Origin of the sequence: Pantoea sp. Morm, from assembly GCF_016643525.1 — a bacterium.
Lineage (GTDB): Bacteria > Pseudomonadota > Gammaproteobacteria > Enterobacterales > Enterobacteriaceae > Pantoea > Pantoea dispersa.
Genome location: NZ_VOQX01000026.1, coordinates 1 through 14,568, shown reverse-complemented (window position 1 = coordinate 14,568; position 14,568 = coordinate 1). Strand labels below are relative to the sequence as shown.

Genomic DNA, 14,568 nt, shown 5'->3' with positions numbered 1-14,568 from the left:
GAGGGTATCCCAGTGATAGGTCGTGACAGACCAGATTACTCTAAACCGAGGCTGTCACGTAAGATCTGCAGGCGTTCGCTGTCGCCGTCGCGCGCGGCCTGCTGCAGTGATTTGGTTGGTGCATGAATTAAACGGTTGGTGAGCTTGTGTGCCAGCTCCTGCAAGACTTTTTCGGCATCAGCACCCTGACGCAATGCCGCCAGCGCACGATCCTGCAGCTCGGCGCGCACGTCGTCAGCCTGCGCGCGGTATTCGCGGATGGTCTCACCGGCGCTTTGCGCGCGCAGCCAGGCCATGAATTCACCGCTCTCCTGCACCACAATGCTTTCCGCCTGCACCGCCGCCGCTTTGCGCTGCGCCATGTTCTGCTCGATGATCGCCTGCAGATCATCCACGCTGTACAGATAAGCGTTGGCCAGCTTGCCCACTTCCGGCTCAACATCGCGCGGCACGGCGATATCCACCAGCAGCATAGGCTGATTGCGGCGCGCCTTCAGCGCCCGTTCCACCATGCCTTTGCCAATAATCGGCAGCGGACTGGCGGTGGAGGAGATAATGATATCGGCATCGGCCAGGCGGGTTTCGATATCGGCAAGGCCAATCACTTCGGCGCCGACTTCGTCCGCCAGCAGCTGTGCGCGTTCACGCGTGCGGTTGGCGATCATCAGTTTGCGCACGCTGTGTTCGCGCAGGTGGCGCGCCACCAGTTCGATGGTTTCACCGGCACCAACCAGCAGCACGTTAACGCTGCTAAGTGATTCGAAAATCTGACGGGCTAAGGAGCAGGCAGCAAAGGCGACCGACACCGCGCTGGCGCCGATTTCGGTTTCGGTGCGCACGCGCTTGGCCACCGAGAAGGTTTTCTGGAACATGCGTTCCAGCTCGCTGCTCAGCGCATGGTCGCGCGAGGAGTCAGCATGGGCTTTTTTGACCTGACCGAGAATCTGTGGCTCGCCCAGCACCAGCGAGTCGAGTCCGCTGGCCACGCGCATCAGGTGGCTGACCGCCGCGTTATCCTGATGCCAGTACAGGCTGTTGCGCACGTCCTCTTCACGTAAGTCGTGATACTCGCACAACCAGCGCACCAGCTGCTCCTGCAGATCGGTCTGCTGCTCTACGCTGAGGTAGAGTTCCGTCCGGTTACAGGTAGAAAGCACCACCCCGCTCTGCACCATCGGCTGAGACAGCAAGCTGTTCAGCGCCTGGTCCAGCGTGTCTGGCGTGAACGAAACACGTTCGCGCAGCGCAACAGGTGCGGTTTTGTGGTTGATTCCGAGAGCAAGCAGCGTCATGGTGATTCGGGTTGGGAAGTCCCAATAATTGTCAGGTTTTGTGCTGCGCATTCTACAAGATGCAACAGATCAAGAAAAGCCATACAAAGCCTATGACTGTAATAAGATTAAACTGATCGTGCGCAATTATCCTGACATCGCCATTGACGGCACAGAGACGGATGGTTAGCGTTACCGGTTACGACGTAAAAACGTGTCTGAGGAGACGACCACGTGATGCATTTGCCCCCGCGCCAGCTGTTGCGCCTTTTGCCCCTTGCCAGCGTGTTGCTGGCTGCCTGTAGCATCAACAAACCCCAGCAAGGTCCCGGTCCCAGCACGACATCGCCGCAGTGGCAGCAACACCAGCAGGCGGTAGCGAAAATTACCCAGTACCAGACGCGCGGCGCTTTTGCCTATCTGTCGGATAAGCAGAAGGTTTATGCCCGCTTCAACTGGCAGCAAACTGCTGCAGACCGTTACCGTCTGCTGCTGACTAACCCGCTCGGCAGCACAGAACTGCAGCTCGACGCGCAGGGTTCGGTGGTGCAGATTGTCGATAACAAAGGCAAACGCTACGTCAGCAACGACGCGGAGAAGATGATTTCCCAGCTCACCGGCATGGATATTCCGCTGGCGAACCTGCGTCAGTGGATGATGGGTCTGCCTGGCGACGCCAGCGACTATCAGCTGAACAACAACTATCAGCTGCAAAGCCTGACCTACAGCCGCAACGGCCAGCAGTGGAAGGTGAATATCAGCGATTACGACAGCAAGGTGAACCCGCCGCTGCCGGCCAACCTCGAACTGACCGAAGGCGGTCAGCGCATCAAACTGCGCATGGATAGCTGGACCACACAATGATCACCACCTGGCCCGCGCCGGCAAAGCTCAACCTGTTTCTCTACATTACCGGCCGTCGTGCAGACGGCTACCACAATTTGCAGACGCTGTTTCAGTTTCTCGATGTTGGCGACACCCTGGAGATTACCCCGGATAACAGCGGCAATATCACCCTGCTGACGCCGCTCGACGGCGTGGCCGATGAAGACAACCTGATCGTGCGGGCGGCGCTGGCGCTACGTGCCGCAGCGGCGGACAAAGGCACCCTGCCGCCGCAGGCCGGTGCCCGGATCGCGCTGGAGAAGCGCCTGCCGATGGGCGGTGGTCTGGGCGGTGGCTCGTCTGATGCCCTGACGGTGCTGGTGGCGCTGAACCATCTGTGGCGCACCCAGCTCAGCGTGGATGAGCTGGCTACGCTTGGCGTGCGCCTCGGTGCCGATGTGCCGGTATTCGTGCGCGGCCATGCGGCGTTTGCCGAAGGGGTCGGCGAGCAATTGCAGCCCGCGTTTCCGGCGGAAAAATGGTATCTGGTGGCCCATCCTGGCGTCAGCATCGCCACCCCGGATCTGTTTCGCGATCCTGAACTGACGCGCGATTCACCAATACGCACATTAGATGAACTGTTGCAGCGTCCTTTTCACAATGATTGTGAAGCGGTAGCAAGAAAACGTTTTCGTGAGGTTGATGCGCTGCTTTCCTGGCTGCTAGAATACGCGCCGTCGCGCCTGACAGGGACCGGCGCTTGCGTGTTTGCTGAATTTGACACCGAGTCCGCTGCTCGTCAGGTGCTGGAGCTTGCCCCGAAATGGATGTGCGGATTTGTGGCGCGTGGGCTTAATCTCTCGCCGTTACAGCGTACCCTTTCCGGGCTCTAAGCGTAAACGTGACAGTGTCACCCTGTTCCAGACACTGCACGTGACGCATTAACACACCCGTATGAACAGGCTCAAATGTATTCGCCGGTTATTTTTGAGCGGTTCATTCTCTGGACGCCAAGCCTGAGGTTCTTCTCGTGCCTGATATGAAGCTATTTGCTGGTAACGCCACCCCGGAACTAGCACAACGTATTGCCAACCGCCTTTACACCAGCCTCGGAGACGCCGCTGTCGGCCGTTTCAGCGATGGCGAAGTAAGTGTACAGATTAATGAAAATGTACGCGGTGGTGATATTTTCATCATCCAGTCCACCTGTGCCCCCACCAATGATAACTTGATGGAGCTGGTTGTGATGGTCGACGCACTGCGTCGGGCTTCTGCTGGTCGTATTACTGCTGTAATCCCTTACTTTGGCTATGCCCGTCAGGACCGCCGCGTGCGTTCTGCCCGCGTGCCAATTACCGCCAAAGTTGTGGCTGATTTCCTCTCCAGCGTCGGCGTGGACCGTGTACTGACGGTTGACCTGCACGCTGAACAGATCCAGGGCTTTTTTGATGTCCCGGTGGATAACGTGTTCGGTAGCCCGATTCTGCTGGAAGATATGCTGCAGATTGGTCTGGAAAACCCAATTGTGGTTTCGCCGGACATCGGTGGCGTAGTGCGCGCTCGCGCTATCGCCAAACTGCTCAACGACACCGACATGGCCATCATCGACAAACGTCGCCCGCGTGCGAACGTGTCGCAGGTGATGCACATCATCGGTGACGTTGCCGGTCGTGACTGCGTACTGGTCGACGATATGATCGACACCGGCGGTACGCTGTGCAAAGCGGCTGAAGCACTGAAAGAGCGCGGCGCGAAACGCGTGTTCGCTTACGCCACCCATCCAATCTTCTCTGGCAACGCGGTGGAAAATCTGCGCAAATCAGTGATTGATCAGGTGATTGTTTGCGACACTATTCCGCTGTCGGAAGAGATGAAGTCACTGCCAAACGTGCGTACGCTGACGCTGTCTGGCATGCTGGCCGAAGCCATTCGTCGTATCAGCAACGAAGAATCGATTTCGGCGATGTTCGAACATTAATTGTTCGCGAAAAACCGGGCGCCCTGCCCGGTTTTTTATTGCCTGTGGGCGGAGTAACATCCCGATAAAGCCGCTTCCGCCGCCACTATTTGCGCGATAAATGGCCTCAAAATCCACCAATCTCCCCGCCTTCCACTCTTTTTATCAGACAAGCGCATCCGGGCTTTAGCGGTCCAGTGATTAGTGATATTTTTCACCACACTTTTGCTGAGAACTCCGACCACCATGCCACTCGACATTTATACGTTGTTTATTTGCGAGCTCTACGTGCTGGGGTTTCTGAGCATTATTTTGATTTTTGCCTGGGTCGGGGCGCAGTACGACCGGGTGCTGGGTTTTACCACACTGACGCTAATACTGACGCTTGCCGCCGTGCTGCTCAGCAGCCTGCGCAGCGCCGGTTTACACTTTTTGCCGGTGGCGGTCGGGAATGTCATCATGCTGCTGGCCTACGGCACCCTGCTCAACGCCTTTCGTACTTTTTGCCGCCTTCCGCTCGGTTTTTGCTGGATCACTGGCGCGCTGTTGTGGGCGCTGCTTTGTGCCTTTCCGCAGTTCTATCACGGCCAGCCGAAACGCGTGCTGGTCATGTGCCTGCTGTGCATCATCTTTACCGCCGCGCTGATTCGTCTGCAGTGGCAGGCACGCGCCTCGCTGACCGTCACTTTCTGGCCCGCGCAGATACTGCTGTGGATCCACTTACTGTTCCATCTGGCGCGCATTTTCCTTGACGATGCGGTAGCCCCCCCCGTACCGGGCGCCATTGGCGGGTCCGGCTTTTCGGTGTATGTGATTCTGGAGTCGATCCTCTTCGTCATCGGCCTGACATTCACTATCCTGGCGATGGTCAATGAGCGTACGCAGATCGCCCATAAGCTGGCGTCGCTGCACGATCCGCTTACCGGCGTCTGGAACCGGCGCGCATTGTTTGAGGCCGCAGAAAAACTGCTGCTGCGCCACGCACGTTTGCCGCAGCCCTATATTTACAGTGCAGTGCTGTTCGACCTCGATCATTTCAAAAGCATTAACGATCGCTATGGCCATCAGCAGGGGGATCGGGTGCTGGTGGATTTTTGTCAGGTGGTAAAAGCGTTAATGCCGGTTGAGGGTCAGTTTGCCCGGCTGGGCGGTGAGGAGTTTGCCGCGTTGCTTCCTGGCGACAGTGAGCAGGCGCAGCGCATCTGTGAGCGTATCCGGCTGGCGACACAGCTGTCGCTACCCAACGACATCGGTTATACAGTGAGCATTGGCTTTGCCACTGCCAGCCAGCGTCATCAGGCGTTTCCCTCCCTGCTGGCGCTGGCTGATGAAGCCTTGTATCGCGCTAAAGCCGCCGGACGTAACCGCGTCGAAGGTTATCAGACGCCGCAGGCGGCAATGGCGGAAGCCGGTTAGTGCGTTGAGTGGTGATCGCGACGGCAGCGTTTATCACCGTAGTGACGCAACCAGTAATAGCGGTCTTCCACCCTCTCCCGCCCGCTGACGCGTGCGCCGACCAGCCACAGTAGCGCACCCACGAAAATACTGAACATCGCTCCATGCGCGAGGAACTGTGGCAGGTTGACCGACGGCAGCTGGTTAATGATGGAATAACCCACCCCGAGTACCATGGTTAACAAGCCGAGACACATCAAACCATTACCGACGGTGCGGCAGTGTTGACGTTTCATGATTCACCTCCATCCTTTTCAGCAACGCAGAAAACAGCACGTTTGGTTAACTGGCCATAAGTTTAGGCAATGGCTGGCGGTTAAGATGCGTACAGGATCACACATCCTTCACAATGTCTGACAAAACTTTACCGCCAGCACATTGATTTCGATAGAAATTGATTAGTCACCTTTGGTCATTAATCTGTCATTGCGCCCTTTGTCATCCCCGCCGGCAGGCAGTAAACTATCGCCCTTTCGCAGCGAGACAGGATAAACATCGTGAGCAGCATTAAACTGATTGTGGGGCTGGCCAATCCCGGCGCTGAATACGCGGCAACGCGCCATAACGCTGGTGCCTGGTATGTGGATTTACTTTGCTCGCGCCATAATCAGTCTCTCAAAGAGGAGCCGAAGTTTTTCGGCTACACCGCGCGCCTGTCGCTGGCCGGCGAGGATGTGCGCCTGCTGGTGCCTACCACCTTTATGAACCTGAGCGGCAAAGCGGTGGCGGCGATGGCGACGTTCTATCGCATTACGCCGGAAGAGATTCTGGTGGCACACGATGAAATGGACCTGCCGCCAGGCGTGGCGAAATTCAAACAGGGCGGCGGCCATGGCGGTCATAATGGCCTGAAAGACATCATCAGCAAGCTCGGTAATAACAACAATTTTCATCGCCTGCGCGTCGGTATCGGCCATCCGGGCGATCGTAACAAGGTCACCGGATTTGTGCTCGGCAAGGCACCGGCCAGCGAGCAGAAGCTGATTGACGAGGCGGTCGACGAAGCGGTGCGCTGCACCGAACTGTGGCTAAAAGAAGATAAGATTAAGGCGATGAACCGTCTGCACGCCTTCAAAGCCAGCTAAGCCAATTCCCGCGCCGCCGCAGGGAATTCTGTGTATAATGCGCGAAAATTTTTGAATCAGTCGGCGCTGTCTGCCAGCGCTGCACACTCAGTGAGAAAGGTAAGATCATGGGATTTAAATGCGGTATTGTGGGCCTGCCGAACGTCGGTAAATCCACCCTGTTCAACGCGCTGACCAAAGCGGGTATCGAAGCAGCCAACTTTCCGTTCTGCACCATCGAACCCAACACCGGCGTGGTGCCGATGCCTGACCTGCGCCTCGATCAGCTGAGCGAGATTGTTAAGCCACAGCGCGTGGTGCCAACCACCATGGAGTTCGTGGACATCGCCGGTCTGGTAAAAGGCGCGTCGAAAGGTGAAGGCCTGGGCAACCAGTTCCTGACCAACATCCGCGAAACTGAAGCCATCGGCCACGTAGTGCGCTGCTTTGAAAACGACAACATCATCCACGTCTCCGGTAAAGTAAACCCGGCAGAAGATATTGATGTCATCAACACCGAGCTGGCGCTGTCGGATCTCGACACCTGCGAACGTGCCATTCAGCGCTGCCAGAAGAAAGCCAAAGGCGGCGACAAAGATGCTAAGGCGGAACTGGCCGCGCTGGAGAAGTGCCTGCCGCATCTGGAAAACGCCGGTATGCTGCGCTCGCTGTCGCTGGACGCCGATGAGAAAGCAGCGATCCGCTATCTCAGCTTCCTGACGCTGAAGCCGACCATGTACATCGCCAACGTTAATGAAGACGGTTTCGAGAACAACCCGTATCTCGACCAGGTGCGCGCGATTGCTGAAGCCGAAGGCTCAGTGGTGGTGCCGGTCTGTGCGGCAGTGGAATCGGACATCGCCGAGCTGGAAGATGAAGAGCGCGACGAATTCATGGCCGAACTGGGCCTGGAAGAGCCGGGCCTCAACCGCGTGATCCGCGCCGGTTACGCCCTGCTCAACCTGCAGACTTACTTCACCGCAGGCGTGAAAGAAGTACGTGCCTGGACCATCCCGGTTGGCGCCACCGCACCGCAGGCAGCCGGTAAAATCCACACCGACTTCGAGAAAGGCTTTATCCGCGCTCAGACCATCGCGTTCGAAGATTTCATCACATACAAAGGTGAACAGGGTGCGAAAGAAGCCGGCAAAATGCGTTCAGAAGGTAAAGAGTACATCGTGAAAGATGGCGATGTGATGAACTTCCTGTTTAACGTTTAAATAAAATGTGCCGTCTCATGAGGTTTCACCGAGCCTCATAGAGAGCGCAATAACTATAAAATCCACGCAATTGCTTGGATTTTTTATTACATGCTTTTTACGGGCGGGGATAAATTGCCAGCGCCAGTCACATCGCACTCTTTACGGCGGCTGGTCAAAATCTCGGCTGCAGCGCTACTTATAGCTCCCCTTACCGAACCACATTACCTGTTTGATCGAAACGGGCAACCGGGCTGATGCTATTGAGGTACAGCCTGGCTGCAACCAACGGTACTCCCTGGATATACAGCAATTTAACTTATCCTGATGAACGAAAGGTTTCGGGGCAGGATTGGCTGATAAACCTGATGGACCTAAATATACTTACGCTTCGTTTGTCATTATTACAGAGCGCACTCATGAGCCGATACCATGTTGCTGGCAGTGAAGGTAAGTTTGAAAAAGACTCAGGCGAGCAGGTCATGGCCAATAAGCTGGGGCTCACCGATTCCACTGAGATGAACGAGGCAGAACTTGTTCTGTTAGAACAACTCTACCAGTCAGTTTTTGAAGAAAACTTTCCCGAAGGGAAACTTAACGTCGCGCTACTAAAAAGCTGGCATCGCCGCTGGCTGGGTAACATCTACGAATGGGCTGGACAAGAGAGAACGGTCAATATTAGCAAGGGTGGTTTTATGTTTGCGCCTTCAGCACAATTGCCAAAACTGCTGAACGAATACAACAAGTATCTTGCGCATTACACGCCCTGTAACGTCATGGAAGAAGAAGAACTCATCATTGCTATCGCCGTTACCCATGTCGAGCTGATACTTATACATCCCTTCAGAGAAGGAAACGGACGTTTGTCGCGGCTGTTAGCGGATGTCATGGCGGTTCAGGGAGGATACAAACCGCTGGATTATCAAAGCTGGGAGCAGAATAAAACCCAGTATATTTCGGCTATTCATGCTGGTATGTCAATGGACTACGCGCCAATGAAATACTGGGTCAGTCGGGCACTGAGAAGGCACTAAGCCAGTCGAAGATGCGCGAATTTTTTGCGCGCGGCTTCCAGTGAAGCCTCGACGCTAGCTGAAGACTGGCCAGTTTCAACAGCCGTTGACGTCGCTACTGAGCGAATGATGTCGGAGCGAGAAGGTTTAGCATAACCTGAATGCGCTTTTTTTCTGTTGTTGCTCATTAAGCCCTCTCTACATCAGTGCAGTTGCGTAAGACACTATAGCCTCAAGAGTATATCAAAGCTTTGAAACAACATCACGTCCCCTTCTGGCTCGGCAATCTGATGTGCCATCAGGCTTCACACAATCTCATGAGCCCGGTAAATAAACTCCACACAAGGCGATAAATCGCGCCGCTCCGGCTATTGTGCGAATTGCGGTTTCATTGACTGAATGGCAGCAACGCGGCCGCGCGAATGATTACTGAAGCAGCTACGCCAGGCTAATTATCCGATCCGTTAGTGGCATACAGCGGCCATGACTCAAACAGATAGCCGTCGAAATCGATGTCGTCCACATCGGAGAACTCCAGCAGCAGTTGCTTGACGTTTTCCAGGTGCTGCCACATCGCCTGTTTCGCGGCGCGCGCGTCTTTCTTGATTAAGGCGGCGAGGATCTTTTTATGATCGTCGAGCCACTTTTTGCGGTAGTTGGTGTTGATCAGATGTCGATGCAGCTGGCTCCACATCACGTTGTCTTCGCGCCACTGCCAGGATTGTTTGAACAGCTCCACCAGCATGCTGTTGTGCGTGGCTTCGGCTATCGCCAGATGGAAATTGCGGTCGCCGTTTTCGCTGTCGTTCACTGCGCCTGACGCCAGCTCACGCTCTTCCAGCGCCAGCGCCTGGCGCATTTTGATGATGTCTTCACGCGTCGCCTGTAACGCAGCGAATTCGGCGATATTGCTCTCCAGCAGCTGACGGGCCTGCAGCATCTCAAACGGACCGGCCGCATTGCAGGCGGTTTGCGCAGCGGCACGCGGTGCCGGCGTGTCGTTGATCACGTAAATGCCTGCACCACGCCGCACTTCAATCAACCCTTCCAGCTCCAGCATAATCAGCGCCTCACGCACCAGCGTGCGCGTGACGTTCAGCAGCATCGCCAGTTCACGCTCCGGCGGCAACCGCTCGCCAATCGCGTACTGTTTCTGCGTAATCATATTGCGAAGCATCTCGCCCACTTCCTGATAGGGTCGCTGTGCTGAAGCTTGTGGTTTCATAACGCTCTTTTCTGCTGGTTCAGACATTAGGCCGCCAAATTTTCTACCCTGCACTATAACACAGGGCGTGATTTTCACCGTGGGTTAAGGGTGAAGTAGCGTCGGGCGTTATGGAAGCAAATATCCTGCAACATCGCGCCCAGCGCGGCTTCATCGTGCGGCACAATGCCGTCACGCACCCACTCGCCAAACAGATTGCACAGAATGCGGCGGAAGTATTCGTGCCGCGTATATGAGAGAAAACTGCGCGAATCGGTCAGCATGCCAACGAACTGGCTGAGCAGCCCCATCTGCGCCAGCTGCTCCAGTTGCCGCAGCATCCCGTCACGCTGATCGTTGAACCACCAGCCAGAGCCGAACTGCATCTTGCCCGCCATGCCTGCGCCCTGAAAGTTACCCGCCATGGTAGCCAGCACTTCGTTGTCACGCGGATTGAGGCAGTAAAGAATGGTTTTTGGCAGCTGGTCATTGGTGTCCATCGCGTCCAGCAGGCGCGCCAGCGGCCAGGCAACAGGATGATCGCCGATGGAGTCGAAACCGCTGTCCGGGCCGAGCTGACGGAACATGCGCGTGCTGTTATTGCGGATCGCACCGATATGTAACTGCATCGCCCAGCCACGACGGGCATATTCCGCGCCCAGCCACACCAGCACAGCGGTACTGAACTGCGCAATCTCCAGCTCGCTCAGCGCCGCCCCGCTGCGGCGTCTGGCGAGAATGCCATCCAGCACGCTGTCGGCTGGCACCGCAGCATAGCGTAGCGTTTCAATGCCGTGGTCGGCAGCGCGGCAGTCATGGGCGGAAAAGTGGTCCAGACGGCGCAGTAACGCCACACGCAGCGCATCAAAGCTGTCGATACTGACATCCGCGGCGGCTTCCAGCCGGGTCAGGTAATTGCTGAATCCTTCCAGCTCAATCTTGAACACCCGGTCCGGACGCCAGCTCGGTGCCACCTCAATATCAAAGCTGCTGTCTTCAGCTATCTGACGATGGTACTGCAGGGAGTCGATCGGATCGTCGGTGGTGCCCACCATGCGTACGTTCATCTGGCGCATGATGCCGCGCGCGGAAAATTCAGGCGTGGCCAGCTTCTCCGCACACTCATGCCAGATGCGCGGTGCGGTTTCCGGTCCAAACAGCGTGTCAGTGATACCGAACGGCCGGCGCAGCTCCAGATGCGTCCAGTGATAGAGCGGATTGCCGAGCGTTTTCGGCACGGTCTGCGCCCAGGCCAGGTATTTATCGTAATCGCTGGTGGTGTTGCCGGTGATCAATGATTCCTCTACGCCCGCCGCGCGCAATGCGCGCCATTTGTAGTGATCGCCCTCCAGCCAGATTTGCCCGAGGTTGGCAAACTGCCGGTCTTCTGCAATCTCCTGCGGATTGAGGTGGCAGTGGTAATCATAGATCGGCATCTCCGCCGCCACGTCGTGATACAGGCGACGCGCCACCTCGCTGTGCAGCAGAAAATCATCATCCATAAAGCGCTTCATTTGGCCTCCGGATTGAGGGATGCAACCGCGACTCTGGCACCCTGCTGGCACAGGCGGTCATAGGTGTGTTGCAGGGCGGCAACAAAGGCCGGATTGGCGGGTAAATCGTCCGCAAAGATCTCGTTAATGCCCAGCAGCGCCTGCACGCGCGCGGGGCCTGAAGGAAACTGCTGATTAATCCGCTCAAACTTCGCGACCAGCGGATCAGCCACCGGGTAGCGCTCGCCCTTCTCGTCTTCGCCGAGGATATAACGCATCCAGCCCGCGATGCCGAGCAGCAGATGCCGGCAGTCACTGCCGTGGTGCAGATGATAACGCAGCGAATCCAGCATGCGCTGTGGCAGTTTCTGACTGCCATCGCTGGCAATTTGCGCCGTGCGATGGCGCAGCGACGGATTACTGAAGCGCTCAAGCAGTTGATGCGCATACGCGTTCAGATCGCTGCCTGCCGGCATCGTCAGCGTGGCCCGCTGTTCAGTCAGCATCAGCGACAGCGCGGCCTGACGGTAAGCGGGCAGCTGCATGGTCTCAGCGATAGTTTCACAACCGCCGAGGTAGCCAAGATATGCCAGAAACGAGTGTGTGCCATTCAGCAGACGCAGTTTCATCAACTCGTAGGGGGCGACATCCGGAACAAATTGCGCACCAACGCGCTGCCAGTCGGGACGTCCCGCCACGAAGTTATCTTCAATCACCCACTGACGAAACGGTTCGCAGGCGACACCGCAGGGATCGGCGATGCCCAGCAGCCCGGTAATCTCGCGCTGCGTCTCTTCCGTCACGGCCGGCACGATGCGGTCAACCATGGTGCAGGGAAATGTAACCTGTTGCTCAATCCATGCCGCCAGCGCCGCATCCTGCCGTTGTGCCAGACCGATGACCGCAGCCCGCGCGACGTGGCCGTTATCACGCAGATTGTCGCATGACAGCACGGTAAAAGGCGCTAACCCGGCTTCACGCCGCAAGCGCAGCGCCTCAACGATAAAGCCAATGGCGGATTTCGGCTGCCGGGGATGGGCCAGATCGTGCACGATCAGCGGATGAGTACTGTCCAGTTCGCCGGTTGCGCCATGAGTGCAATAGCCTTTTTCGGTTACCGTCAGCGAGACGATGGCGGTTTCCGCGCGGGCAAGCGCGTTAAGAATGCCGTCACAACCGTCCAGCGCCGGGTGCAGCGCGGAGTGTACGGAACCAATGATTTTGACGTCATGACGCGTCGCGCCTTGCTCGGTGACGCTGTAGAGCAAATTCTGCGCGCGCAATTGTTCCACCAGCTGTCTGCCGCTGGCCGACATCAGGTTGACCTCGCAAATGCCCCAGTCGCTGTCGCTTATCTTCAGCAGATGGTGCTGATAGAGCGCCTGATGCGCGCGATGAAACGCGCCGCAGCCAATATGCACGATGCGCGGCACCAGCCGCTGCTGCTGCCATGCGGGCCGCGCCACCTTAATGCTGGCGTCGGCAAGGTTGTGTTGCATGTGAACTCCTCAGTGTCCGGCGCGACTGCGCGTCCGCCGGGCAAGCGGTACAGGGCGACCGGCGTCAGAAAAAGGCGCGGTGTATCGCCAGCTCAACGCCACGAATCTCAGCCAGACCTTTCAGCCGGCCAATCGCGGAATAACCCGGGTTAGTTTTCTTATGCAGATCGTCCAGCATCTGATGCCCGTGGTCGGGCCGCATCGGGATCAGGTCTTCCTGCCCCGCATTACGACGGCGCTGCTCCTCTTCGGCAATCGCTTTGATCACCGCAAACATATCGACATCGCCGCCAAGGTGCGCGGCTTCGTGGAAAGTTTTGGGGTTGGCTTCACGTCGGGTTGAGCGCAGATGGGCAAAATAGATGCGCGGCCCAAAACGTTTCACCATGCCGGCTAAATCATTTTCCGCCAGTACGCCGTAGGAGCCGGTACACATCGTAAAGCCGTTGGCCGGACTGTCGATGGTGTCGATCATCCACTGCAGATCGTCGGCATTGGAGACGATACGCGGCAGGCCGAGGATCGGGCGCGGCGGATCGTCCGGATGTACCGCCATACGAATACCGACCTCTTCAGCGACCGGGATAATGCCGCGCAGAAACGTGGCGAAGTTTTCGCGCAGCCGGGCTTTGTCGATGCCGTCATAGCGCGCCAGCTGAGCACGGAACTGCGCCAGCGTGTAGCCCTCTTCCGCGCCAGGTAATCCGGCGATGATGTTACGCGTCAGCCGCAGCTTGTGCTCTTCGCTCATGCTGGCGAAGCGCGCAGCGGCCTGGGCTATCTCGTCAGCGCTGTAATCATTTTCTGCGCCCTGACGCTGCAGGATATGCAGCTCAAATACCGCAAATTCAATCTGATCGAAGCGCAGCGCTTTCGCGCCATCCGGCAGCTCGAACGCCAGATCGGTGCGCGTCCAGTCCAGAATCGGCATGAAGTTGTAGCACACGGTGTGGATGCCGCACTGCGCCAGATTGCGCAGCGACTGCTGATAATTGCTGATCCACTTTTGGCATTGCCCGCTGCCGGTTTTGATCTCCTCATGGATCGGCACACTCTCCACCACCGACCAGACCAGCCCGGCCGCCTCAATCATCGCTTTGCGCTGCCAAATCTCCTCCACCGGCCACACTTCGCCGTTAGGAATGTGATGCAGGGCAGTCACAATGCCGGTAGCGCCCGCCTGTCGGGCATCGGCAAGTGAAACGGGATCGTCAGGGCCATACCAGCGCCAGGTCTGCTTCATGTCGTTTTCTCCTGCGGGCCTGAGCATCATCCTCAAAGCCCCTCCATTTTGGTTGACCAATTTTACAAGCGAAGCGCTTCATGAGTCATAAAAAGTGCCTGCGCAGCGTCAAATTCGGCTTTTCACTGCCGGAAGTCAACCTGATAAATGATTTTGGTTAACCAGATCACAAATACCGCATCAGGCTGGCGACCACCTGGCCTAACTGTGGTTCACTCCCGGCGGATAGTTAAAACAGGACGCATCACACCACGCCCGGCAATCAAGGGCCAGGGGTTATGCGCTGGCCGGTATGGACTCCACCTCCGGCCAGGCAGTCACAGACGTTGCTCACACATGCTGTTA

13 protein-coding genes are annotated in these 14,568 nt (G+C 57.0%); 7 read left to right on the top strand and 6 right to left on the bottom strand.

Going from position 1 to position 14,568, the window contains the following annotated elements; genetic code table 11:
* Nucleotides 1-35: 35 nt before the first annotated feature.
* Nucleotides 36-1,292: a glutamyl-tRNA reductase gene (hemA, locus tag FT726_RS11355; protein ID WP_021509939.1), complete on the bottom strand. Its 1,257-nt coding sequence runs from the start codon at nt 1,290-1,292 to the stop codon at nt 36-38.
* A gap of 216 nt (nt 1,293-1,508) precedes the next feature.
* On the opposite strand from hemA, the gene lolB reads away from it, so the two are divergent.
* The 4 genes from lolB to FT726_RS11335 all read left to right on the top strand — a co-directional run bounded on the left by lolB (nt 1,509) and on the right by FT726_RS11335 (nt 5,469).
* A complete protein-coding gene (gene lolB / locus FT726_RS11350) occupies nt 1,509-2,135 on the top strand; it encodes a lipoprotein insertase outer membrane protein LolB (RefSeq protein WP_021509937.1) in 627 nt (208 codons plus the stop codon).
* The gene (gene ispE, locus FT726_RS11345; protein WP_346302818.1) at nt 2,132-2,989 is read left to right on the top strand and encodes a 4-(cytidine 5'-diphospho)-2-C-methyl-D-erythritol kinase; all 858 of its coding nucleotides are present in this window, start codon (nt 2,132-2,134) and stop codon (nt 2,987-2,989) included. The genes lolB and ispE overlap by 4 nt, the downstream gene beginning before the upstream one ends.
* Nucleotides 2,990-3,126: 137 nt before the next feature.
* Nucleotides 3,127-4,074, top strand: coding sequence for a ribose-phosphate diphosphokinase (gene prs / locus FT726_RS11340; protein ID WP_006118899.1), 948 nt, complete (start codon nt 3,127-3,129; stop codon nt 4,072-4,074).
* 225 nt (nt 4,075-4,299) lie between these two features.
* A complete protein-coding gene (locus tag FT726_RS11335) occupies nt 4,300-5,469 on the top strand; it encodes a GGDEF domain-containing protein (protein ID WP_288421820.1) in 1,170 nt (389 codons plus the stop codon).
* On the opposite strand, the gene ychH is transcribed toward FT726_RS11335, so the two are convergent.
* Nucleotides 5,466-5,744, bottom strand: coding sequence for a stress-induced protein YchH (gene ychH, locus FT726_RS11330; RefSeq protein ID WP_021509933.1), 279 nt, complete (start codon nt 5,742-5,744; stop codon nt 5,466-5,468). The two genes, FT726_RS11335 and ychH, sit on opposite strands and share 4 nt — an antisense overlap.
* 261 nt (nt 5,745-6,005) lie before the next feature.
* Here ychH and pth point away from each other — a divergent pair, with 261 nt between their 5' ends.
* From pth to FT726_RS11315, 3 genes are all read left to right on the top strand, one after another.
* Entirely contained in the window at nt 6,006-6,593 is a 588-nt protein-coding gene (gene pth, locus FT726_RS11325) for an aminoacyl-tRNA hydrolase (protein ID WP_021509932.1), read from the top strand.
* Nucleotides 6,594-6,700: 107 nt separating this feature from the next.
* The gene (gene ychF, locus FT726_RS11320; protein WP_288421818.1) at nt 6,701-7,792 is read left to right on the top strand and encodes a redox-regulated ATPase YchF; all 1,092 of its coding nucleotides are present in this window, start codon (nt 6,701-6,703) and stop codon (nt 7,790-7,792) included.
* 398 nt (nt 7,793-8,190) lie between these two features.
* Nucleotides 8,191-8,805 (top strand): Fic family protein, encoded by a 615-nt coding sequence (locus FT726_RS11315; RefSeq protein ID WP_058757532.1) that lies wholly within the window; start codon nt 8,191-8,193, stop codon nt 8,803-8,805.
* A gap of 427 nt (nt 8,806-9,232) precedes the next feature.
* On the opposite strand, the gene uxuR is transcribed toward FT726_RS11315, so the two are convergent.
* The 4 genes from uxuR to uxuA all read right to left on the bottom strand — a co-directional run bounded on the left by uxuR (nt 9,233) and on the right by uxuA (nt 14,223).
* Nucleotides 9,233-10,009, bottom strand: a complete 777-nt coding sequence (uxuR, locus tag FT726_RS11310; RefSeq protein ID WP_031280188.1) for a Uxu operon transcriptional regulator — start codon at nt 10,007-10,009, stop codon at nt 9,233-9,235.
* Between the two features lie 74 nt (nt 10,010-10,083).
* On the bottom strand, nt 10,084-11,502 hold the full coding sequence (gene uxaC / locus FT726_RS11305; protein ID WP_288421815.1) for a glucuronate isomerase: 1,419 nt from the start codon (nt 11,500-11,502) through the stop codon (nt 10,084-10,086).
* On the bottom strand, nt 11,499-12,980 hold the full coding sequence (locus FT726_RS11300) for a fructuronate reductase (RefSeq protein ID WP_346302817.1): 1,482 nt from the start codon (nt 12,978-12,980) through the stop codon (nt 11,499-11,501). Before FT726_RS11300 ends, uxaC begins: the two co-directional genes overlap by 4 nt.
* 64 nt (nt 12,981-13,044) lie before the next feature.
* Entirely contained in the window at nt 13,045-14,223 is a 1,179-nt protein-coding gene (gene uxuA, locus FT726_RS11295) for a mannonate dehydratase (RefSeq protein WP_288421812.1), read from the bottom strand.
* Nucleotides 14,224-14,568 lie beyond the last annotated feature (345 nt).